The sequence below is a fragment of the Nocardioides sp. genome (assembly GCF_047607365.1).
Taxonomy (GTDB): domain Bacteria; phylum Actinomycetota; class Actinomycetes; order Propionibacteriales; family Nocardioidaceae; genus Nocardioides.
In genome coordinates, this window is sequence record NZ_JASGDD010000174.1 from 1 (window position 1) to 21,575 (window position 21,575).

General features: G+C 71.6%; 24 protein-coding genes and 2 tRNA genes. 23 read left to right on the forward strand and 3 right to left on the reverse strand.

Translation table 11 applies throughout. The features are described from left to right. Positions 1 to 244: 244 nt before the first annotated feature. The gene (locus QM572_RS13520; RefSeq protein ID WP_415093967.1) at positions 245 to 664 is read left to right on the forward strand and encodes a hypothetical protein; all 420 of its coding nucleotides are present in this window, start codon (positions 245 to 247) and stop codon (positions 662 to 664) included. Positions 665 to 679: 15 nt separating this feature from the next. Here QM572_RS13520 and QM572_RS13525 read toward each other — a convergent pair whose 3' ends face one another. Next, entirely contained in the window at positions 680 to 1,867 is a 1,188-nt protein-coding gene (locus tag QM572_RS13525) for a helix-turn-helix domain-containing protein (RefSeq protein ID WP_415093969.1), read from the reverse strand. A gap of 85 nt (positions 1,868 to 1,952) precedes the next feature. Here QM572_RS13525 and QM572_RS13530 point away from each other — a divergent pair, with 85 nt between their 5' ends. Genes QM572_RS13530 through QM572_RS13540 form a run of 3 tightly spaced genes read left to right on the forward strand, consistent with a single transcriptional unit; the run spans position 1,953 to position 5,147 of the window. After that, complete coding sequence (locus QM572_RS13530; protein WP_415093971.1) at positions 1,953 to 3,056, forward strand: ferredoxin reductase; 1,104 nt, start codon at positions 1,953 to 1,955, stop codon at positions 3,054 to 3,056. Between the two features lie 26 nt (positions 3,057 to 3,082). Further along, positions 3,083 to 4,312: a fatty acid desaturase family protein gene (locus tag QM572_RS13535; protein WP_415093973.1), complete on the forward strand. Its 1,230-nt coding sequence runs from the start codon at positions 3,083 to 3,085 to the stop codon at positions 4,310 to 4,312. A 34-nt stretch (positions 4,313 to 4,346) separates the two neighbouring features. After that, complete coding sequence (locus QM572_RS13540) at positions 4,347 to 5,147, forward strand: crotonase/enoyl-CoA hydratase family protein (protein ID WP_415093975.1); 801 nt, start codon at positions 4,347 to 4,349, stop codon at positions 5,145 to 5,147. Positions 5,148 to 5,305: 158 nt separating this feature from the next. Here QM572_RS13540 and QM572_RS13545 read toward each other — a convergent pair whose 3' ends face one another. Then, positions 5,306 to 6,511: an MFS transporter gene (locus QM572_RS13545; protein ID WP_415093977.1), complete on the reverse strand. Its 1,206-nt coding sequence runs from the start codon at positions 6,509 to 6,511 to the stop codon at positions 5,306 to 5,308. A gap of 69 nt (positions 6,512 to 6,580) precedes the next feature. Here QM572_RS13545 and QM572_RS13550 point away from each other — a divergent pair, with 69 nt between their 5' ends. From QM572_RS13550 to QM572_RS13585, 8 genes are read left to right on the forward strand one after another with little or no spacing between them, the layout of a single operon-like run. Continuing rightward, positions 6,581 to 7,006: a MarR family winged helix-turn-helix transcriptional regulator gene (locus QM572_RS13550; protein WP_415093979.1), complete on the forward strand. Its 426-nt coding sequence runs from the start codon at positions 6,581 to 6,583 to the stop codon at positions 7,004 to 7,006. Beyond that, on the forward strand, positions 7,003 to 7,296 hold the full coding sequence (gene clpS / locus QM572_RS13555; RefSeq protein ID WP_415093981.1) for an ATP-dependent Clp protease adapter ClpS: 294 nt from the start codon (positions 7,003 to 7,005) through the stop codon (positions 7,294 to 7,296). Before QM572_RS13550 ends, clpS begins: the two co-directional genes overlap by 4 nt. 10 nt (positions 7,297 to 7,306) lie before the next feature. Next, on the forward strand, positions 7,307 to 7,888 hold the full coding sequence (locus QM572_RS13560) for a DUF2017 domain-containing protein (protein ID WP_415093983.1): 582 nt from the start codon (positions 7,307 to 7,309) through the stop codon (positions 7,886 to 7,888). Positions 7,889 to 7,923: 35 nt separating this feature from the next. Next, on the forward strand, positions 7,924 to 8,361 hold the full coding sequence (locus QM572_RS13565) for a Mov34/MPN/PAD-1 family protein (RefSeq protein ID WP_415093985.1): 438 nt from the start codon (positions 7,924 to 7,926) through the stop codon (positions 8,359 to 8,361). A 16-nt stretch (positions 8,362 to 8,377) separates the two neighbouring features. Beyond that, positions 8,378 to 8,650, forward strand: coding sequence for a MoaD family protein (locus QM572_RS13570; RefSeq protein WP_415093987.1), 273 nt, complete (start codon positions 8,378 to 8,380; stop codon positions 8,648 to 8,650). Between the two features lie 3 nt (positions 8,651 to 8,653). Then, a complete protein-coding gene (locus tag QM572_RS13575) occupies positions 8,654 to 9,619 on the forward strand; it encodes a PLP-dependent cysteine synthase family protein (protein WP_415093989.1) in 966 nt (321 codons plus the stop codon). Between the two features lie 32 nt (positions 9,620 to 9,651). Beyond that, a complete protein-coding gene (gene murI / locus QM572_RS13580) occupies positions 9,652 to 10,458 on the forward strand; it encodes a glutamate racemase (protein WP_415093991.1) in 807 nt (268 codons plus the stop codon). Next, positions 10,455 to 11,231: an MBL fold metallo-hydrolase gene (locus QM572_RS13585; protein WP_415093993.1), complete on the forward strand. Its 777-nt coding sequence runs from the start codon at positions 10,455 to 10,457 to the stop codon at positions 11,229 to 11,231. Before murI ends, QM572_RS13585 begins: the two co-directional genes overlap by 4 nt. 9 nt (positions 11,232 to 11,240) lie before the next feature. Here QM572_RS13585 and QM572_RS13590 read toward each other — a convergent pair whose 3' ends face one another. Continuing rightward, positions 11,241 to 13,163, reverse strand: coding sequence for a CocE/NonD family hydrolase (locus QM572_RS13590; RefSeq protein WP_415093995.1), 1,923 nt, complete (start codon positions 13,161 to 13,163; stop codon positions 11,241 to 11,243). 166 nt (positions 13,164 to 13,329) lie between these two features. On the opposite strand from QM572_RS13590, the gene QM572_RS13595 reads away from it, so the two are divergent. The 11 genes from QM572_RS13595 to tig all read left to right on the forward strand — a co-directional run bounded on the left by QM572_RS13595 (position 13,330) and on the right by tig (position 21,419). Then, positions 13,330 to 14,232, forward strand: a complete 903-nt coding sequence (locus QM572_RS13595) for an ABC transporter ATP-binding protein (RefSeq protein WP_415093997.1) — start codon at positions 13,330 to 13,332, stop codon at positions 14,230 to 14,232. After that, positions 14,229 to 15,053, forward strand: coding sequence for an ABC transporter permease (locus QM572_RS13600; protein WP_415093999.1), 825 nt, complete (start codon positions 14,229 to 14,231; stop codon positions 15,051 to 15,053). The genes QM572_RS13595 and QM572_RS13600 overlap by 4 nt, the downstream gene beginning before the upstream one ends. 34 nt (positions 15,054 to 15,087) lie before the next feature. Continuing rightward, positions 15,088 to 15,810: a ribonuclease PH gene (rph, locus tag QM572_RS13605; RefSeq protein ID WP_415094000.1), complete on the forward strand. Its 723-nt coding sequence runs from the start codon at positions 15,088 to 15,090 to the stop codon at positions 15,808 to 15,810. After that, the gene (gene rdgB, locus QM572_RS13610) at positions 15,807 to 16,430 is read left to right on the forward strand and encodes an RdgB/HAM1 family non-canonical purine NTP pyrophosphatase (protein ID WP_415094002.1); all 624 of its coding nucleotides are present in this window, start codon (positions 15,807 to 15,809) and stop codon (positions 16,428 to 16,430) included. The genes rph and rdgB overlap by 4 nt, the downstream gene beginning before the upstream one ends. A 13-nt stretch (positions 16,431 to 16,443) precedes the next feature. Beyond that, entirely contained in the window at positions 16,444 to 17,295 is an 852-nt protein-coding gene (locus tag QM572_RS13615) for an alpha/beta hydrolase (RefSeq protein ID WP_415094004.1), read from the forward strand. A 24-nt stretch (positions 17,296 to 17,319) separates the two neighbouring features. Then, positions 17,320 to 17,838 carry a ribose-5-phosphate isomerase gene (locus QM572_RS13620; protein WP_415094006.1) on the forward strand — a complete coding sequence of 173 codons (519 nt, stop codon included), beginning with the start codon at positions 17,320 to 17,322 and terminating at the stop codon, positions 17,836 to 17,838. A 3-nt stretch (positions 17,839 to 17,841) separates the two neighbouring features. Then, complete coding sequence (locus QM572_RS13625) at positions 17,842 to 18,729, forward strand: Fpg/Nei family DNA glycosylase (protein ID WP_415094008.1); 888 nt, start codon at positions 17,842 to 17,844, stop codon at positions 18,727 to 18,729. 1 nt (position 18,730) lies between these two features. After that, on the forward strand, positions 18,731 to 19,762 hold the full coding sequence (locus QM572_RS13630; RefSeq protein WP_415094010.1) for a PP2C family protein-serine/threonine phosphatase: 1,032 nt from the start codon (positions 18,731 to 18,733) through the stop codon (positions 19,760 to 19,762). 68 nt (positions 19,763 to 19,830) lie between these two features. Continuing rightward, a tRNA-Gly gene (locus tag QM572_RS13635) sits at positions 19,831 to 19,901 on the forward strand. 12 nt (positions 19,902 to 19,913) lie between these two features. Then, positions 19,914 to 19,986: transfer RNA gene (locus QM572_RS13640), tRNA-Pro, on the forward strand. Positions 19,987 to 20,057: 71 nt separating this feature from the next. Then, positions 20,058 to 21,419 (forward strand): trigger factor, encoded by a 1,362-nt coding sequence (tig, locus tag QM572_RS13645; RefSeq protein ID WP_415094012.1) that lies wholly within the window; start codon positions 20,058 to 20,060, stop codon positions 21,417 to 21,419. Positions 21,420 to 21,575: the final 156 nt, after the last annotated feature.

The following is a 21,575-nucleotide window of genomic DNA, read 5'->3' on the forward strand; positions in this document are numbered from 1 at the left end:
GCCCGACGCGCTCGGCGAGGTGGTCGCCGCCGGCTGGCGCGCGCCGCCGCACCCGGCGCAGGCCAGCACCAGGGCCATCAGCAGGACGAGGGCTCCGCGCACGCTCCGATCCTGCCCTAGGACGTCCCGGCGCGGCCGACCAAGGTGCCGAAGGAGCAGTCGAACACCGCGCGACGACATCGGAGTCGTCCTACAGTACCGATGCATCGGGGGCACGACCCGAGGACGAGGGCAGGGGCCGAGCGTGGAGCAGGTGGACGGGCACCCGCGCGGTCGCCGGGTGAGCCGGGGTGGGGCGCTCCTGGCGTACGCGTGGTGGGCGGCGTGCGGGGCGGCCGCCGGCATCGGGGCCCTGAGCATCCTGACGATCGGCCCCTTCGTCCTCCTCGGCACGGGCGTCCTGGTGGTCGTCGGCCTCGCGTGGGGCCGGCTCAGGGGCACCGGCCATGCCGCGGCCCTGGCCGGCGTCGGCCTGGCGGTGCTCTACCCGGCGTGGCTCAACAGGCAGGGGCCGGGGACGGTGTGCGAGCCGCTCGGGGACGACGGGCTCCACTGCGTCGACCAGTGGAGCCCCTGGCCCTTCGTGGTGCTCGCGATCCTCCTGCTGATCGCCGCGATCGCCCTGGATCTCCTGATCCGCCGCCTGCCGACGCTCCTCCGCTGAGATCCGGGCGGGCGCTCAGGGCGCCTGCGCGTGCCCGAGGGCGACCGTCAGGGCGAGCACCCACCGTGGGTCGTCCAGCCGGTCGCCGTACGCCTCGCGGAGCTGGCCCATCCGGTAGCGCACCGTCTGCGGGTGCACGAAGAGCTCGGCGGCGACGTCGTCGCGGCGGCCCTGGTGCAGCAGCCACGAGCGCAGCGTCTCGGTCAGCTTCTCGGCCGTTCCGGCGCGCAGCTCGGCCAGCGGCGCGAGCACGGCGGCCCGCAGGTCGGCCAGCGCGTCGGCGTCCGCCCCCAGCACCAGGTCGACGAGGTGCTCCTCGGTGTCGCCGGTCCACCCCGCCGCGTGGGTCCGCAGCGCGCGCTGGAAGGACAGCCGTGCCTCGCGCCACGGCTTCGCCGGCCCGACCACGCCGCCGCGGCTGCCGACCGCGGAGAGCAGCGCACCGCGCCGGTGGCCGTCGATGTCGGGGACGAGCAGCACGGTCATGCCCTCGGTCTCCGGCCCGGAGTCGAGCTCGAGCGTGGCCGGCGAGATCGCCGAGAGCACCGGCGCGAGCTGGGCGTTGGGCACCAGCGCGGCGGTCAGCGTCGAGGGCGGCTTCCAGTCCGCGCGCGCGGCGTCGTCGTCGATCACCTCGACGGCCGCGCCCTCGACGAGATGGCGTCCGAGGCGCGCGAGCAGGCGCTGGCGCAGCCGGCCGGCCGACGCCAGCTCCTCGGCGTGACCGGCGCCCGACGCGGCGGAGACCTCGTCGATCCAGGCGAAGACCAGCGCGGCGAACTCGACGAGCGTCTCGGGCCGCAGGCCGGCGTCGAGAGCCGTGGCGGACAGCTCGCGCCAGGCCGTGCGCGCCCCGATCCGGTAGGCGGCCAGGAGGGCCTCCGGCGTACGCCCGCTGCGGGCCTCGCCGCGGCCCAGCTCGAAGGCGCCCTGCATGGCCTCCGGGGTCGCGGACGCGATCTCCTCCAGCCCGCCGCCCGCCGCGACGGCGAGGAAGCCGGAGAGCGCGACCTCCACGGCGGTCTGGATGACGCCGGCCATTTTCCCGTCCGCCCAGGCGTCCTGATAGCTCGGCACCTCGGCGATGACCGCGTTGACGACGTCCTCGCCGACCTTCGGCAGGATCGCCTCGAGCCGCTCCACGATCGGCGGGGTGAGCCCGAGCTCCGCATTCGGGGAGCGTTTCAGGGCGAAACGGGCCATTTCTATCTCCTGCGAACAATTGACATCGCGATCTTCACGTCATCTGGACATGAGTTTACTCCCGGTGACGGTTCACCATGGAAGCATGAGAACGAGGCTCCGCGAGCGCGCCGGCCAGGTGGCCGCGCTGCTGGCGACCCCGCTCGTGCCGAGCGACTACCTCGACCTCTTCCACCCGCTGCGCAAGGGCGCCGACCTGCGCGCGCGGGTCGTCGAGGTCCACCCCGAGACCGCCGACGCCGCGACCCTCGTGCTGCGGCCGGGCCGGGACTGGGCGGGTCACGTGCCGGGGCAGTACCTCCGCATCGGCGTCGACGTCGACGGCGTACGCCACTGGCGGGCCTACTCCCTGACGCACGGCCCTCGCGCGGACGGCCATATCTCCATCACCGTCAAGGCGGTCGACGGCGGCAAGGTCAGCCCCTACCTCGTGCACCAGACCGAGCCCGGCACGATCGTCCACATCGAGCAGGCCCAGGGCGAGTTCGTCCTGCCCGACCCGCTCGCGGACCAGCGATTCCTCTTCGTCACCGCGGGCTCCGGCATCACGCCGGTGATCGGCATGCTGCGCAACCTCTTCCCGGTCACCGACGCCGGTGTGATCACGCGCAGCGACGTCGACGTGACGCTGATCCACCTGGCCCCCAGCCGCCCCGACTCGATCTTCGTCGAGCAGCTCGAGGCCCTCGACGCCGCCGGCGCCATCGACCTCGTCAGCTGGTACGACGACGAGCGCGGCGTCTTCGACACCGCGCACCTCGACGAGCTGGTCCCGGATCTCGCGAAGCGCGCGACCTACGCCTGCGGGCCGGCCGGCCTGCTCGACGCCCTCGGCGACCACCACCGGGAGCTCGGCCGCGAGCTCCACACCGAGCAGTTCCGCGCGACCACGGTCGTCGTCGGCGAGGGCGGCAGCGTCCGCTTCACCGGCGCCGACACCGGCAGCGACGTCGAGCTCGAGCTCGACGCCGCCACCCCGATCCTCGACGCCGCCGAGGTCGCCGGCGTCCTCATGCCGAGCGGGTGCCGGATGGGCATCTGCTTCGGCTGCGTCCTGCCGCTGCGCGAGGGGGCCGTCCGCGACCTGCGCAACGGCGACCTCATCGTCGCCATCCCGGGCGAGACCGACGGCCTCAACGTCCAGACCTGCGTGAGCGCCGCCGCCGGCGCCTGCGTGATCGACCACTGACTCCCTGATCCCACCAGGAGACCGACATGACCCTCACCGACGACAACCGCCTCGTCGCGGACCCGGACAACCCGATCGCCCACCTCACGCCGGCGGACATCGAGGAGATCGGCCGCGAGCTCGACGCCATCCGCAAGGAGGTGATGGACAGCCGCGGCGCCCGCGACGCGGCCTACATCCGCCGCGTCATCAAGAGCCAGCGCTACCTCGAGCTCGGCTCCCGCGCGGTGCTCCTGGTGAGCGCCTTCCCGCCCGCCTTCGTCGCCGGCACGGCCGGGCTCGCGATCGCGAAGATCCTCGAGAACATGGAGATCGGCCACAACATCCTCCACGGCCAGTGGGACTGGATGCGCGACCCGAAGATCCACTCGACCACCTGGGAGTGGGACAACGCCGCGACCGCCGAGGGCTGGAAGAGGTCGCACAACGAGGAGCACCACACCTACACGAACATCGTCGGCATGGACAACGACCTGGGCTGGGGCCTGGTCCGCGTCGACGAGAGCCAGGAGTGGACGCCCAAGTGCCTCTGGCAGACGGCGTACAACACGCTCAACATGCTCTTCTTCGAGTACGGCATCGCCGCCTACGACCTCAAGCTCGGCGACTACCTCCGGGCACCCAAGGAGGAGCGCTCGCCCGAGCACGTCGCCGAGGTCAAGGCGACGCTCGCGAAGATCCGCAAGCAGGCGATCAAGGACTACGTCGTCCACCCGCTGCTGTCGGGGCCGAGCGCGCCGTTCACGCTGGCGGCCAACGTGCTCGCCAACCTCGGCCGGAACGTCTGGTCGCACTCGGTGATCATGTGCGGTCACTTCCCCGAGGGCGTGGCGACCTTCGAGCTCGACGAGCTCCCCGAGAACGAGACCCGCGGCGACTGGTACGTCCGCCAGATGGTCGGCTCGGCCAACATCTCCGGCTCGAAGGCGGTCCACCTGCTCTCGGGCAACCTCTCCCACCAGATCGAGCACCACATCTGGCCCGACCTCCCGTCGAACCGGTACGCCGAGGTCGCCCCCCGCGTCCGCGCGCTGTTCGAGCGCTACGGCCTGCCCTACAACACCCGCCCGCTGCCGCAGCAGGTCGGCAGCGCCTGGCACAAGACGCTGCGGCTCTCCTTCCCCAACGGCTGGTGGCAGACCACCACCCCGCGCACCCTGCCGTCGCAGCTGCTCAAGCTCGGCCGGATCGTCCGCGCCAAGGGCCGCGACCGGACCCGGATGCTCAAGGAGCTCGAGGCCCGCGCCGCGCGCTGATCGGGTCGCGAGGGCACGTCCTAGAATCCTCGACATGGATCTGGTGACCTGCACGATCTCCGACGGCATCGCCCAGGTGCGTCTCACGCGGCCGGAGAAGCTCAACGCGCTCACGCTGCCCCTGCTCGACCAGTTGGTCGCGACCGCCCACCGCCTCCGCAAGGACACCGCCCTGCGCGCGGTGGTCATCGCGGGCGAGGGCGACGCGTTCTGTGCCGGGCTCGACTTCGCCAGCGTGCTGCGCAAGCCGACCGACATCGCCACGGCCTTCCTGCCCCGCCCCTGGCGCAGCGGAGGCACCAACACCTTCCAGGAGGCCTCCTGGGCCTGGCGCAGCGTGCCGGTCCCGGTGATCGCCGCGATCCACGGCCACTGCCTCGGCGGCGGCGTGCAGATCGCGCTGGGCGCCGACTTCCGGATCGCCACCCCCGACTCGACGTGGTCGGTGCTCGAGGGGAAGTGGGGCATCATCCCCGACATGTCGGGGATCCAGTCGCTCTCCGAGCTGGTCGGGATCGACCGCGCCAAGCTGCTCACCATGACCGCGGAGTCCTTCAGCGGCAAGGAGGCCCACGACCTCGGCCTGGTGACCGAGCTCGCCCCCGACCCGGTCGCCGCCGCGACGGCCCTGGCCCACAGGCTGAGCGCCAAGTCGCCCGACGCCCTCGCGGCCGCCAAGCGCCTCTTCAACGACACCTGGGGCAGCAGCCCCCGGCGTACGTTCGCGCGGGAGCGGGTCGAGCAGCTCCTGCTGCTCTTCGGGGCCAACGCCAAGGCCGCGCGCGAGGCCGCGTTCAAGCGCACCGCGCCGACGTACGCCCCCCGCCGTCGCTAGGGCGTGTTGATCAATTCGGACGCCTGCTGCGCGTCGCCCAGCACGCGCCCTGGCGGCGTTGTCACTCGTCGCGATGCCTCCGGCATCGCTCCTCGCTCCGCCTTGCCAGCGCACGCGCTGGACGCCGCTCGCGACGGCGCCGAATCGATCAACACACCCTAGTCGGCGTCGGCGGTCTCCAGCACGAGCGCCTCGTCCTCCGAGCCGTGGGCCGGCGCGCTCGTCGCGGGCACGAAGCGCCGGAAGGCCAGCAGCACGACGACGGCCAGCGCGGTCGCGCCGGCACCCATCCAGAACGGCGCGTGCAGATTGTGCTCGAGCAGCTTGCCGGCCAGGTAGGGGCCGACCGAGCCGCCGGCGAAGCGCACGAAGGAGTACGCCGCCGAGGCGACCGGCCGCGGCACGGGGGCCGATCCCATGACCAGTGTCGTGATGACCGTGTTGTTGATGCCCAGGAAGGCGCCGGCGAGGATCACGCAGACGACGATGACCGCCTTGTGCTCGGTCCAAATCGCCATGATCGCCAGCAGCGTGGCGAAGCCGACGAGGGCGACCACGATCGCGGCGACCGTGCCGATCCGCGACTCGAGCCAGGGAGCGCCCCAGATCGAGTTGACCGCGAGCAGCAGGCCCCAGCCGAAGAAGATCCAGCCGACGTTCGACGCCGTCGTGTCGAGCGGGAACGGCGCGGCGAGCATGAGCGTGAAGAAGCCGAAGTTGTAGAGCAGCGACGTCACCGCGACGACGAGGAGGCCGGGGTAGCGCAGCGCCTTGATCGGGTCGGCGATCGAGGTCTTCTCGGCCGGCGGGGGAGTGGCCGGCGTGAAGACTCCGGTGGCGACGAGGGCGACCAGCATCAGCACCGCGACACCGAAGAACGGCGCGCGCCACGAGATCTCGCCGAGCTGTCCGCCGACGATCGGCCCCAGGCCGATGCCGATGCCCAGGGCCGACTCGTAGAGCAGGATCGCGCCCTTGAGGCCGCCGGACGCGAACTGCACGATCGTGGCCAGCGAGGTCGCGATGAAGAGCGCGTTGCCCAGGCCCCAGAAGGCGCGGGCGGCGACGATCCCGCCCACGCTGTCCATCAGGCCCGCGACCGCGGAGAAGGCGACGATGAGGACCAGGCCCGCCAGGAGGGTGCGCTTGGCGCCGATCCGGCTCGAGACGAAGCCGGTGATGAGCATCGCGACCCCGGTCACGGCCATGTAGGACGTGAAGAGGAGCGACACCTGGCCGGCGGAGGCGTCGAGCTGGGCGGCGATCGAGGTCAGGATCGGGTCGACGAGGCCGAGGCCCATGAAGGAGATGACGGCGGCGAAGGCCACCGCGAGGACGGCACGTGGCTGCTTCAGGAGGTTCACAGGAGTCCTTTCGATTGCCCTCAGACTATATAGTCAACCTATGGAAATCAACTCGCTAGGCTCGCCCGCATGAGCTCCGCCCACGACGTCGAGACTCCCATGGCGCTGAGTGCCGACATCGCGATCTACGCGGCGCGCCTGGTTCGCGCGCTGCGGCGCCGGCACGAGGCGCCCGCCGGCGTACGCGTGCTGTCGGTGCTCGAGGAGAACGGGCCGCTCGGGGTCACCGATCTGGCCCGCATCGACGGCTGCTCCCAGCCCACCATGTCGACCGCCGTCTCCCAGCTGGTCGAGGGAGGTCTGGTGAGCAAGGCGCCCCATCCGACCGACGCGCGCGGGTCGGTGGTGTCGCTCACGGCGGCCGGGGTCACCGCGCTGACGGCGTACCGCGGGACGTATGCCGCGACGATCAGCGAGCGGCTGCGCGCCGCGGGGCGCACCGAGGAGGAGCTTGCCACCGCGGTGGGCGTCCTCCGTGACATCCTTGAGTCGTGACCGCGCCGAGTCCCACCGAGCTTGACGACCCCATCGCCGAGGACGTCACCGCGCCGGCGATGCCATGGGTGACGATCGTCTGGAACGACCCGGTCAACCTGATGTCCTACGTCACCTTCGTCTTCCAGAAGCACTTCGGCTACTCCAAGAAGAAGTCCGAGAAGCTCATGATGGAGGTCCACGAGGACGGCAAGTCGGCGGTGTCGACCGGCAGTCGCGAGGAGATGGAGCGCGACGTGCAGGCGATGCACGAGTACGGCCTCTGGGCGACGCTCGAGAAGCAAGAGTGAAGCGGGCCCGATGACCGGCTTCTCCCGGCACCGGCGCTCCGGTGTCGTCTTCGCGACCTTCAGCGGCTTCGAGGCCGATCTGCTCCGCTCGCTCGCGGCGCAGTTGGTCGAGCTGCTCCGCAACGAGAGCGCCGCCGAGGTCGAGACCGATCCGCTCGAGGCGCTGCTCGACTTCAGTGGCCCCACCACCGAGCCCGAGGATCCCGTCCTGGCGCGGCTCTTCCCGACGGCCTACCGAGACGACGGCGAGTCCGCCGCCGACTTCCGCCGCTTCACCGAGCAGGGCCTGCGCGACGGCAAGGCCGACGCCGCCTCGCTGATCATCGACACGCTCGAGGAGGCCGGCCTGCCTCCCGAGCTCAGCCAGGACGGCCTGATGATCGACGTCGAGCTCGACGAGGGCGCCGCCCTGACCTGGCTGCGCTCCTTCACCGACATCCGGCTCGCCCTCGCCACCCGCCTCGGCGTGGAGGAGGGCGACGAGGACTACTGGCTCGCCCTGCCCGACGACGACCCCACCGCGCAGGCCCACGACATCTACGACTGGGTCGGCTATCTGCAGGAGACCCTCGTCCAGTCGCTGGGCGGCTGACGACCGGCCGACCCCGACCCCCTACGCTTGTTCGCGTGCTGACCATCGACCAGGCGACGTACGACCGCATCGTCGCGCACGCCAAGCGGGATCACCCCGACGAGGCGTGTGGCATGGTCGTCGGCCCCGAGGGCAGCGACCGTCCGGCCCGTGTGGTCGAGATGATCAACGCCGCGGGCAGCCCCACCTTCTACGAGTACGACAGCACCGAGCTGCTCGAGCTCTACAAGGAGATGTGGGCGAACGACGAGGAGCCGGTGGTGATCTACCACTCGCACACCGCCACCGAGGCCTACCCGAGCGTCACCGACATCAAGCTGGCCAGCGAGCCCGGCGCGCACTACGTGCTGGTCAGCACGCGCGAGCACGGGAATAACGAGGGCCCGGTCGAGTTTCGCTCTTACCGAATCGTCGACGGTGAGGTGACCGAAGAAGAGGTCGCCATTCACGACGCCGCCGCAAGCGTCGACTGAACTACTGAGGAGAGACATGTCCATCGAGGTCCGGATCCCGACCATCCTGCGCACCTACACGGGCGGCGAGAAGGCCGTCTCCGCCGACGGCGCCACGCTGTCCGCGCTCATCGACGACCTCGAGGGCAACCACCCCGGCATCAAGGACCGCCTGATCCAGGACGGCGACCTGCGGCGCTTCGTCAACGTGTACGTCAACGACGAGGACGTCCGCTTCCTCGGCGGCCTCGAGGCGACGCTCAAGGACGGCGACAATGTCGTCGTGCTGCCGGCGGTCGCCGGCGGCTGAGCCGTGCGCTACGACAGCCTCGTCGCCTCGGTGGGGAACACCCCGCTGGTGGGGCTGCCGCGGCTCGCGAGCCCGTTCAACGTGCCCGGCCGGCCCGAGGTGCGCCTGTGGGCGAAGCTCGAGGACCGCAACCCGACCGGCTCGATCAAGGACCGCCCGGCCCTGAAGATGATCGAGGAGGCGGAGAAGGACGGCACCCTGCGCGCCGGCTGCACCATCCTCGAGCCGACGTCGGGCAACACCGGCATCTCGCTGGCGATGGCGGCCAAGCTCAGGGGCTACCGCATCGTCTGCGTGATGCCGGAGAACACCTCGGAGGAGCGCCGCCAGCTGCTGCGGATGTGGGGCGCCGAGATCGTCTCCTCGCCCGCGGCCGGCGGCTCCAACGAGGCGGTGCGCAACGCCAAGCGGCTCGCCGCGGAGCACCCCGACTGGGTGATGCTCTACCAGTACGGCAACCCCGCCAACGCGCTCGCGCATGAGGAGGGCACGGGTCCCGAGCTGCTCGCCGACCTGCCGTCGATCACCCACTTCGTCGCCGGCCTCGGCACGACGGGGACGCTCATGGGCGTGTCCCGCTTCTTCCGGGGTGCCAAGCCCGACGTCCGGATCGTGGCCGCGGAGCCACGCTACGGCGAGCTCGTCTATGGCCTGCGCAACCTCGACGAGGGCTTCGTGCCGGAGCTCTACGACGCCTCGCTGATCGACACCCGCTTCTCTGTCGGCCCCCGTGACGCCGTACGCCGGGTGCGGGAGCTGCTCGAGATGGAGGGCATCTTCGCCGGCATCTCCACCGGTGCCATCCTCCACGCCGCCCTCGGCCAGGCCGCCAAGGCGTTCGCCGCCCAGGAGGCCGCCGACATCGCCTTCGTCGTCGCCGACGGCGGCTGGAAGTATCTCTCCACCGGCGCCTACGAGGGCACCATCGACGAGGCTGAGGAGTCCCTCGAGGGCCAGCTCTGGGCGTAGCCCACCCCGTGGGCGGCCGTACACTCTCAACCGTGGTCGACGTGGATGCTCCGATCGGGATCTTCGACTCCGGGTTCGGTGGTCTCACCGTCGCTCGCAGCGTCATCGACCAGCTGCCGCACGAGTCGATCACCTACGTCGGCGACACCGCGCGGGCGCCGTACGGGCCGAAGCCGATCGCCGAGGTGCGCGAGTACGCGCTCGAGTGCCTCGACCATCTCGTCGACCAGGGCGTGAAGGCACTGGTCATCGCCTGCAACTCGGCCTCGGCGGCGATGCTGCGCGACGCGCGCGAGCGCTACGCGGTGCCGGTCGTCGAGGTGATCCTGCCCGCGACGCGACGCGCTGTGCGGGCGACCAAGAACGGCCGGATCGGCGTCATCGGGACGCACGCGACGATCAGCTCGATGGCCTACGACGACGCCTTCGCGGCCGTTCCGCGGATCGAGCTGACCTCGCGGGCGTGCCCCCGGTTCGTGGAGTTCGTCGAGGCGGGAGTCACCAGCGGCCCCGAGCTGACGGAGGCTGCGCACGACTACCTCGCGCCGCTCATCGTGGCCGGGGTCGACACCGTCGTGCTCGGCTGCACGCACTACCCGCTGCTCACCGGGATCATCTCCTCGATCCTGGGCGACGACGTCACGCTGGTGTCCAGCGCCGAGGAGTGCGCGAAGGACGTCTACAAGATGCTGGCCACGACGGGCCTGATGCGGCAGGGTGGCGACCCGACGTATCGGTTCCTCACCACGGGGGCACCCGAGCAGTTCGAGACGATCGGACGCCGGTTCCTCGGTCCGGAGATGGTGGCCGCCGCACAGTTCGCAGGAGGCCTGACATGAAGCTGACCGTCGTCGGCTGCTCCGGCTCCTACCCCGGCCCCGACTCTCCCGCCAGCTGCTATCTCGTCGAGGCCGAGGGGCCTGACGGCTCCGGGGGGACGCGCACCTGGCGCATCCTCCTCGACCTCGGCAACGGGGCGCTCGGCGCCCTTCACCGGTACGCCGACCCCCTGGCCGTCGATGCGGTCTTCCTGTCGCACCTCCATGCCGACCACTGCCTCGACATGACGTCCTACTACGTCATGCGGAAGTACCACCCGCGGGGGCAGCAGCCGAAGATTCCGGTCTACGGCCCCAAGGGCACCGGCTGGCGGCTCGCCCGCGCCTACGACCTTCCGCGCACCCCCGGGATGCGCGAGGAGTTCACCTTCCGGCGCCACCACCACCGCGAGAGCGTCGAGGTGGGCCCGTTCACCGTCACGGCCTACGAGGTCGAGCATCCGGTGCCGGCGTACGCCTTCCGCATCGAGGCCGACGGCGCCGTGCTCGCCTACACCGGCGACACCGGCCCGACCGACACGCTGCTCGAGACGGCCCGCGACGCCGACCTGCTGCTCGCCGAGGCGAGCTTCCGCGAGGCCGACGTCAACCCGCCCGCCCTCCACCTCACCGGCCTCGAGGCCGGCCGGGTCGCGGCTCGCTCCGGTGCCCGCCGGCTGGTCCTGACCCACATCCCCCCGTGGCACGACAGCCAGGAGATCCTCGCCGAGGCCAAGAGCGCGTACGACGGCGCGCCGGAGCTGGCCACCGCCGGAGCCGTCTACACCCTGTGACGGGACCGGCTACCGGGTGCGGATCACGACCTTCCGGGCGCCGAGGGGCTCGCGGTTGCCGGCGCGGTCGATCGCCCGGATCGTGAGGACGTACGTCGCGCGCCTGCGCAGCCGACCCGGGCTGAGGAACGTCCACGTCGTCGTGCCGGCGACGCGCAGCGACCGGCGCTCCGGCCAGGTCTGTGCCCGGCACTTCCTCTTCGTGAGCACACGGGTCCAGTGGCCGTGGGGCAACATGTAGCGGCAGCCCTGCTCGCCGACGACCTGCTTCAGCACGGCCTGGATCGAGGCGACCGAGGCGACGCAACCGGCAGGTGCGGCGTCGGTTGCGATCCCGCGCAGCCGGAGCCGGCGACCGACCGGCTTCCTGACGTGGCGCCTGGCCGGGGTGGTGGTCGGCGCCTGCGTGTCGCGGCACGCCGCGGTGGGCTGGTCGGCCCGCGCGTCCCGCACCGGGACGTCGACCCGGGTGTTGCTCAGCGTCACCAGGCCCGGCACGCGGCTGGCCATGGCGGCGAAGACGGTGTTGGTCGGGGACGTCAGGAGGTAGAGCGACTGCCCGGCGGGGACGTCGACCGCGACCGTGGGCAGGTCGAAGGTGAGGCGCTGGCTCGTGACCTGGGTCGCGACCCTCAGCGGCAGGACGTTGTCCTGCACCAGCGTGGCGTTCTGCGGGGAGGTCCCGACGGCCAGCCCAGCGAAGATGCGGGCATCCGGGCCGGTCGTGGTGACGTCCGCGGTCACGGACGGCGAGCCGGCGACGCGGAGCGGCCCGGTCGCGATCGGGGTGGCGACCTGCGGCCCCGCCGAGACCGGGGTCACCACGGTGCCGGCGTCGTATGCGCTGGTCGGCCGATCGTCGTCGACGGTCGCGCATGCCTGGCCCGGCGTCCCGAGGTGGATCCTTCCGTAGCCGCCCAGCCCGGTCTGCCTGTGCTTGAGCTGCTCGTCGAAGAACCTCACCGTGAGCGCGAGGAAGTCGCCTCCCGCCAGCTCCTTGCTGCAGGGGTCCGAGGCGATGGGCGGCGTCTGCCCGGTGACGGCGCCGATGGTGTGGCCGCCGTCGTACCCGATCAGGATGCTCCGCGCGCGGGCCCGGTCGGTGAGCGCGAGGTGCCAGTTCGACAGGGCCTGGCGCAGGTCGAAGAGGGTGTCGGTGGTGCCCTGCCCCATGAGCACGGGTACGTCGAGGCGCTTGCCCTGGGAGACCTGCCACTTCGATCCGTTCCGCTCGAAGCGCGTGTGCAGTGAGGCGGGGAACTCGCCGGCGGCGATGCCCTCCGCCAACGCCAGGGCGACCGCCGGCTCCAGCGCGTCGGAGGAGGTCGCGGCGAGGAAGCTGGCCCACTGGGTGCGCACGACGCCGCTGGGAGCGAGACTCTCCTCGAGGTCGAACCAGGTGTACTCCGGAGCGAGTGCGTCGAAGACCGGCTTGCCGTTCCGCTCGACGGTGAAGGCGCCCAGGTATTGGAAGCCGCCGCCGTAGCTGCCGCCCATAGCCCCCAGGCGCGGATCTCCGTCGCCGTCCTGCGCCACCCAGGTGAGCTGGCCGACCAGGTCGACGAGCTCGGCGATGTCCCTGCCCTCGATGTCGGGGTCCTGCATCTGGGCCCGTCCGCCGGAGTCGCCGAAGCCGCGCTGATCGAAGGAGAGCACGCCGTAGCCGGAGTCGATCAGCGGCAGCAGCCACGTCGGATCGGTCGTGCGGGAGCCACCCCACCCGTGGCTCTGGATCACCAGCGGCACCGGATGGCTCGCGGTCGCGGAGACCGGCCGGAACAGCGACCAGCAGATCTGGACCGGCTCGGTGGAGCCGGGATCCGGGACACTGGCGACGCAGCCCGTCGTGGTCTCCACCGAGTCGGTGGTGGCGGCCGCGGCCGGCGAGGGCGCTGCGACCACGGCACTCAGGAGGGTCGCGCTCAACGTCATGGCAAGCAGGAGCGGCGCCGCGATCGTGCGAGGGGACCGGTGGCACATGACAAGAGACCAAGGCATGCCTAACCTTAGGAGCTGTTTCCGGCCAGTGACATTCGTCAGGGCTGATTCAGGGTGTTTCCGGATGGAGGTCCTGGGAGTCGCCTGAGAGGGTGGGGGCATGATCGAAGTCCAGGGCGTGACCAGGACGTACGGCGGCTTCACCGCCGTCGACGACGTCACCTTCCGATGCGAGCCCGGCCGGGTCACCGGCTTCCTCGGCCCCAACGGGGCCGGCAAGTCCACCACGATGCGGATCATGGTGGGCCTGACGGCGGCCACGAAGGGCACGGTGACGATCGACGGCCTGCCCTTCCACCAGATCCCCAACCCCGGCCGGCACGTCGGCGTCCTCCTCGACGCCAGCGCCCAGCACGGCGGCCGCAGCGGCCGCGAGGTGCTGACCCTCGGCGCGCGGATGATGGGCCTGCCCGACAGCCGGGTGGACGAGATGCTCACGCTCGTCTCGCTCACCCCCTCGGAGGCGAAGCGGAAGATCCGCAACTACTCCCTGGGCATGAAGCAGCGGCTCGGGATCGCGCACGCGCTGCTCGGCGACCCCAAGGTGCTGATCCTCGACGAGCCCGCCAACGGGCTCGACCCCGCCGGCATCCGCTGGATGCGGGGACTGCTCAAGTCCTACGCCGACCGTGGCGGCACCGTGCTGCTGTCGAGTCACCTGCTGCACGAGGTCGAGCAGGTCGCCGACGAGATGATCCTCATCGGCCGTGGGCGCATCGTCGCCCAGGGCGACCGCGAGACGCTGCTGAGGCAGGCCGGACCGAGCCAGGCGCTCGTCACCTCGCTCGACAACCCCGCGCTCGCCGCCGCCCTCGAGGCCGACGGCGTCGCCAGCGAGGTGGCGGGCACCGGGCTGCGCGTCCACGCCTCCACCGAGACCGTCGGCCGCGCGGCCCTCGCCGCCGGCATCGTCCTGACCGACCTGCGCTCTGGCGGCGCCGGTCTCGAGGACCTCTTCCTCGAGCTCACCGCCGACACCCAGCGAGAGGGGAACCCCGCATGACCACCACCGGAGCCGCCGGAGCGATCGCTCCCGTCACCGCGCTGCCGCCCGCCGACCAGCCGGTCCCGTTCGCCCGCCTCCTCGCGGTCGAGTTCCGCAAGACCCGCGACACCCGGGCCGGCTTCTGGCTGCTCGCCGTCATCGGCCTGCTGGTCGCGGCGGCCGAGGTCATCTCGCTGATCGTCTTCCTGACCCAGGACACCACCGACGTGACCTGGGGCGTCTTCACCCAGATCGCGGCGATGATCACCTCGGTCCTGCTGCCGGTGCTCGGCATCATGCTCGTCACCACCGAGTGGACCCAGCGCACCGCGATGGTGACCTTCTCGCTGGAGTCGCGGCGCGGCCGGGTGATCGCGGCCAAGCTGCTCGTCGGCGTACTCCTCGCGGCGGCCACCATCGTGTTCGCGCTGCTCGTCGGCCTGGTCTGCTGCGTGATCTTCGTGGCCGCCGGCGGCGACGCGACATGGTGGGATCGGGACTTCACCGACGGCCTGATCGGCTTCGCGATCACCCAGACGCTCGCGATGTTCACCGGCTTCGCGCTGGCGTCGCTGCTGCTCAACACGGCCGCCGCCATCGTCGTCTACTTCGCCTACTCCTACGTGCTGCCCGGCATCATCGCGATCGGGTCGGCCAACATCGGCTGGTTCGCCGACATCGCGCCGTGGATCAACTTCCTCGACGCGCAGTCCCATCTCTACGAGCTGTCGAGCATGACCGGTGAGCAGTGGGCGCACTTCCTCGTCGCGGCCGTCATCTGGGTGGCGCTGCCGCTGGCGATCGGCCTGCGCCGGATCCTGCGCGCCGAGGTCAAATAGGGCTCCGTCGGCGCCGGGCTCTAGGGTCGGGCACATGACGACCTCCCCCGGATCCGGCAGGGCCGACGGCCGCGCCGACGACGAGCTGCGCCCCATCACGATCACCCGCAACTGGCTCGACCACCCGGCGGGATCGGTGCTCGTCGAGTTCGGCAAGACCCGCGTGCTCTGCGTCGCCTCCGCCTCCGAGGGTGTGCCGCGGTGGCGCAAGGGCTCGGGCCTGGGCTGGGTGACGGCGGAGTACGCCATGCTCCCCGGCTCCACCCACGAGCGCTCGGACCGCGAGTCGATGAAGGGCCGCGTCGGCGGTCGCACGCACGAGATCTCCCGGCTCATCGGGCGCTCGCTGCGTGCCGTGATCGACTACGAGGCGCTGGGGGAGAACACCATCAACCTCGACTGCGACGTCCTCCAGGCGGACGGCGGCACCCGCACCGCCTCCATCACCGGCGCGTACGTCGCCCTGGCCGACGCCGCCGCCAAGCTGGGCGTCTCACAGGCGATCACGGGCTCCGTGGCGGCGGTGTCCGTGGGGATCATCGACGGCGTCCCGCGGCTCGACCTCCCCTACGAGGAGGACTCCCGTGCCGAGACCGACATGAACATCGTCATGACCGGCGAGGGGAAGTTCATCGAGGTCCAGGGCACCGCCGAGGGCGCCGCCTTCGACCTGGGGGAGCTCCAGGCGCTGCTCGCGCTCGGCACCAAGGGCTGCGCCGACCTGACCGCGCTGCAGCGCGAGGCGCTGGCCCGGTGACCGGTGGGGCACGGGTCTTCGTGGCCTCGCGCAACGCCAAGAAGATCGAGGAGATGGAGCGGATCCTCGCGCCGCTCGTCCCGGGGGTCGAGGTGCTCGGGCTCGACGACGTCGGCGTCCACTACGACGAGCCGGTCGAGGACGCGCCCACCTTCGAGGGCAACGCCCTGATCAAGGCCCGTGCCGGCTTCGCCGCCACCGGCATCCCGTCGGTGGCCGACGACTCGGGCCTGTGCGTCGACGCGCTCAACGGCATGCCCGGCGTCCTCTCCGCCCGCTGGTCCGGGCCGCCCAAGGACGACGAGCGCAACAACCGGCTCCTGCTCGACCAGCTCGCCGACGTCCCCGACGAGCGGCGCGGCGCGCACTTCACCTGCGCCGTCGCCTTCGTGTACGCCGACGGGCCGGACGGCCAGCTCGTCGTCGAGGGCCGGATGCCGGGCCGGGTGCTGCGCGCGCCGGCGGGCGAGGGCGGCTTCGGCTACGACCCGCTCTTCGTCGCCGACGACACCCCCGACGGTCGTACGTCGGCCGAGCTGAGCGTCGAGGAGAAGGACGCCATCTCCCACCGCGGCAGGGCGATGCGCGAAATCGCCTCGCGCATCGCCGAGCACCTCTGACAGGCTGCACGCCGTGCATGTGCCCGAGGACGACGACTACCGCCAGACCCTTGCCGACCGCGAGGCGAGCCGCGTCGAGGCCTCCGCGCAGGCCAAGGAGGAGGTCGCCTGGGTCGAGGACCTCGACGCCTCCGGCGTGCCGGCCCGGCTCTACATCCCGGCGGGCATCGACGACCGGAAGCCCTACGACAACGGGCTGATCGTCCATCTCCATGGCGGCGGCTTCGTCTTCAACGACGTCGAGGTGCACGACGCGCCCGCCCGGCGGCTCGCCAACCGGACCGGGCGCTCGGTCCTGAGCGTCGACTACCGCCTCGCCCCCGAGCATCCGTTCCCGGCCGCCGTCGAGGACGTCGACCACGCGCTCGCGTGGGCCGCCAGCCAGACCCGATTCGTGGTCGCGCACGGGGACAGCGCCGGCGGCAACCTCGCCCTCGTCGGGGCCTTGCGCAACCCGGGCCTGGTCTCCGCGCTGGTGCTCGTCTACCCGTTCCTCGACCCCGCGAGCGCCTTCCCGAGCTACGACGCCACGGACTGGACCTGGGACCGCGAGGAGGCCCAGTGGTACTGGGGGCAGTACCTCGACCTCGCCTCCGACCCGTCGCTCGCCACCCACCCCGACGTGGCGCCGCTCACCGCTCCCGGCCTCGGCGGGCTGCCGCCGACGCTCATGCTCACCGCCGAGGAGGACATCGCCCGGGACGAGGGCGAGCACCTCCTCGGCGTGCTCCGGGCCGCCGGCGTACACGCGGTCGGCACCCGCTACCTCGGGGTGCCGCACGCCTTCTGGCGCAATGAGGAGTTCGCGGCGGCCAACGACCTGGCGATGCGCCAGACCGGGGCGTTCCTCGACTCGCTCGCCTGAGAGCTCGCCTGAGAGGATGGGCGCATGCGCGTTCATCTCGGCTGCGACCACGCCGGTCTCGACCTCAAGGCCCACCTGACCGACCGCCTCACCGAGCTGGGCTACGACGTCGTCGACCACGGCCCCTTCGTCTACGACGCGCTCGACGACTACCCCGTCTTCTGCATCCGCGCCGCCGAGGGCGTCCGCCGCGACCGCGACGCCGGCCTCGACTCGCTGGGCGTCGTCATCGGCGGCTCCGGCAACGGCGAGCAGATCGCGGCCAACAAGGTCGAGGGCATCCGCGCCGCGCTGGCCTGGAGCGACGAGACGGCCAAGCTCGCTCGCGACCACAACGACGCGCAGGTCGTCGCCGTCGGTGGGCGGATGCACAGCCTCGAGGACATGACCCGCTTCGTCGAGCTCTTCCTCGCCGAGCCGTTCAGCGAGGACGAGCGTCACGTCCGGAGGATCGGCCAGCTCACCGCGTACGACGCCGACGGCGTCCGTCCGCCGCTGCCGGAGTCCGCGCGGGGACTCGGGCCGGCGGACGACCAGGACTGACCGGTGCCCGAGGGTCACACCCTCCACCGGCTCGCCGACGACCTCACGTCGGCGTTCGCCGGCCAGCGGGTGCGGGTCGGGTCGCCGCAGGGGCGCTTCGAGGCGGAGGCGCGCCGGCTCGATGGCGCCGTCCTCCTGGGCGCCGATGCCTGGGGCAAGCACCTCGTCCTCGAGTTCGACGGACCCGGCGAGGCCCCACGATTCGTCCACGTCCACCTCGGGCTCTACGGCAAGCTCGCGCTGACGGCGTACGACGGCGACGTGCCGGCCGCCGTCGGCCAGGTCCGCCTGCGGATCGTCGGGGGCACCCACGTCGCCGACCTGCGCGGCGCGACGGCCTGCGACCTCTGGACGCGGGCCCAGGTCGAGGCCTGCGTCGCGCGGCTCGGACCCGACCCGCTGCGCGCGGACGCCGACCCGGGGCGGGCGTGGGCGCGGATCAGCGCCACCGAGCGCTCGCTGGCGAGCCTGCTCATGGACCAGTCGGTGCTCGCGGGCGTGGGCAACGTCTACCGCGCAGAGCTGCTCTTCCGGCACCGGCTCGACCCGCGGCGCCCGGGGCGGAGCCTGCGACGACGGCAGTGGGACGCCCTGTGGGACGACCTCGTGGCGCTGATGCGCCAGGGGGTGGAGCGCAACCGGATCGACACCGTCCGACCCGAGCACGAGCCGGAGGCGATGGGGCGCGAGCCACGGCGCGACGACCACGGGGGAGAGGTCTACGTCTATCGTCGGGCGGGTCAGCCGTGTCTGGTCTGCGGCGCGGCCGTGCGGACCGCGGAGGTCGAGGGACGGAACCTCTTCTGGTGTTCTGAGTGCCAAAGACCCTACCGTTCCCGCACAGTCGTCTCACAGACTCAGAGCTCACACACTCGTTCGGGGAGGGGTTGAGATGCGTTGGAGGGACCGGCTCGTCAGTGAGCGTGGCCTGACCGTCGAGCTGAGCCTGCTCGCGATCGTCTGCGCCGTGCTCATCGCCTGGCAGGACTCCTGGGCCTCGCTCAACCTGCTCCTCATCCCGATGGTGATCGGGAGCCTGATCCTGACGCCGCGGACGCTGTCGTGGTTCGTCATCGGGATCCTCGCGCTCGAGCTCGTCAGCGTGAGCCAGGTGCAGAACACGACGCCCAAGACGGTCTCGGCGATCGCGGTGGTGTTCCTGCTCGGCCTCATCGTGCTGCTGACCGCCTTCCGGCGGGCCCGTCTCGGGGTGGGCGGCGTGCAGGGCGAGACCATGTTCGTCGACCTGCGCGACCGGATCCTGCGCCAGGCGAGCATCCCGCAGCTGCCGCCCGGGTGGCTGGTCGAGTCGGCGCTCACCTCCGCGGGCGGCACCCTCTTCGCCGGCGACTTCATCCTCGCCGAGCGCAGCCACGGCCGCCTCGAGGTGGTGCTCGTCGACGTCTCCGGCAAGGGCGAGCAGGCGGGCACCCGCGCGCTGCTCCTGTGCGGCGCGCTCGGGGGCCTGCTCGGCTCGGTGCCCCCGGCCGGCTTCCTGCCGGCGGCCAACGACTACCTGCTGCGGCAGGAGTGGGACGAGGGGTTCGCCACCGCGGTGCACCTCTCGGTCGACCTCGCGACCGGGGACTACGAGCTGCGCACCGCCGGCCACCCGCCCGCCCTGCGCCGGCTCGCCGACGACTCCTGGGTGCGGCTGGAGACGTCCGGGCCGTTCCTCGGGCTCGTCGAGGATCCGGAGTACGACGGCGTCACCGGCAATCTCGTCGAGGGCGGTGCCGTGATGCTCTACACCGACGGCGTGGTCGAGGAGCCGGGACGCGACATCGACGCCGGCATCGACCTGCTGGCCGGTGTCGCGACCGCACAGATGGAGGTCGACCTCGTCGGCGCCGCCCAGCGCCTCGTGGACCGGCTCGGCGCCCGCAACGACGACCGCACGATGGTGGTCGTCCACCGGTTGTGAGCCGGATGGAGCGCTGTGGCACGATTGGGCCCGCTGAAACGGGGCCGAACGGCCGCGGGGCGGCGAGCGGGGATGTAGCTCAATGGTAGAGCCCCAGTCTTCCAAACTGGCCACGCGGGTTCGATTCCCGTCATCCCCTCGAAGAGGTCCGCGGGGCGTAGCGTAGTGGCTAGCGCGCCTGCTTTGGGAGCAGGAGACCGCAGGTTCGAGTCCTGTCGCCCCGACTCCTGTTCGGTGCGGTCCCACGCACCCACCACGCACTCCCGCAGTTCCGTCCACGATGAAAGAGCAGAAGATGAAGAGCGCTGTCGAGACCTTGGGTCCGACCCGGGCCAAGCTGACCGTCGAGGTGCCCTTCGAGGAGCTCAAGCCGAGCCTCGACAAGGCCTACCAGCAGATCGCGAAGTCGATCAACGTCCCCGGCTTCCGCAAGGGCAAGGTCCCCGCCGCCGTGATCGAGCGCCAGTTCCCCGGCGCCGCCCGCGACCAGGCCCTCAACGACATCCTCAACGAGAAGTACGTCGAGGCCATCCAGGCCAACGACATCACGCCTCTCGCGCAGCCTGAGGTCGAGGTGACCAAGTACGACGCCGACGGCCCGCTCGAGTTCACCGCCGAGGTCGACGTGAAGCCGGTCTTCGAGGTTCCGGACTACGCCGGCATCGAGGCGACCGTCGACGCGGTCGAGGTCACCGACGCCGACGTCGACGAGCAGGTCCAGGCGCTCCGCGAGCGCTTCGGCACCCTCAAGGACGTCGAGCGCCCGGCCGCCGACGGCGACTTCGTCGTGATCGATCTCTCCGCCACCAAGGACGGCGAGCCCGTCGAGGGCGCCGAGGCCGTGGGACTCAGTTACCAGATCGGCCGTGGCGGCATGCTCGACGGCCTCGACGAGGCCGCGACCGGCCTCTCCGCCGGTGACGACAAGACGTTCCAGTCCACCCTCGTCGGCGGCGACCTCGTCGGCCAGGAGGTCGACGTCAACGTCAAGGTCGGCCAGGTCCAGGAGCAGGAGCTGCCCGAGCTCGACGACGAGTTCGCCCAGCTCGCCTCGGAGTTCGACACCCTGGAGGAGCTCACCGCCGACGTGCGTGAGCGCCTCGGCCGCGGCAAGCGCCTCGAGCAGGCCGCCGCCGCCCGCGACGCCGTCCTCGAGGCGCTGCTCGCCCAGGTCGAGATCCCGCTCCCCGACGCGCTGGTTGCCGACGAGCTGACCAACCGCCGCGGCCAGCTCGAGCAGCAGCTGCAGTGGGCCGGCCTCACCATGGAGAAGTACCTCGAGGAGGAGGGCCAGACGATCGAGGAGTTCGAGGCCGACCTCGAGCGCCGCGTCCGTGACGCGATCGCCGCCCAGCTGCTCCTCGACGACATCGCCAAGGGCGAGCAGTTCGAGGTCACCCAGCAGGACCTGACGCAGCACATCATCCGCAGCGCCCAGAACTCCGGCCAGGACCCGCAGCAGGCCTTCGCGCACATCCAGGAGCACCCGCACCACCTGCAGGAGTACGCCGCGGAGATCGTCCGCGGCAAGGCGCTCGCCCAGATCGTCGAGGGTGCGACCGTCAAGGACAGCGACGGCAACGTCGTGGAGCTCAAGGGCCTCCAGCCCGACGGCAGCATCGGCGACACGGTCGAGGAGACCTCGACCGAGGAGTGATCTGACGCCGATCGGTCGCCGGACGTGCGAGGATCGGCGCCATGACGACGACGGGGCCTGCTGGTCCGGGGGCCGGTTCGGGGGCGCGGCAGGTCGCGGTGGCGCGACCCGCCGCCCAGGGCGGCGACCGCGCGAAGCGGTCGCGGCCGAAGGCGC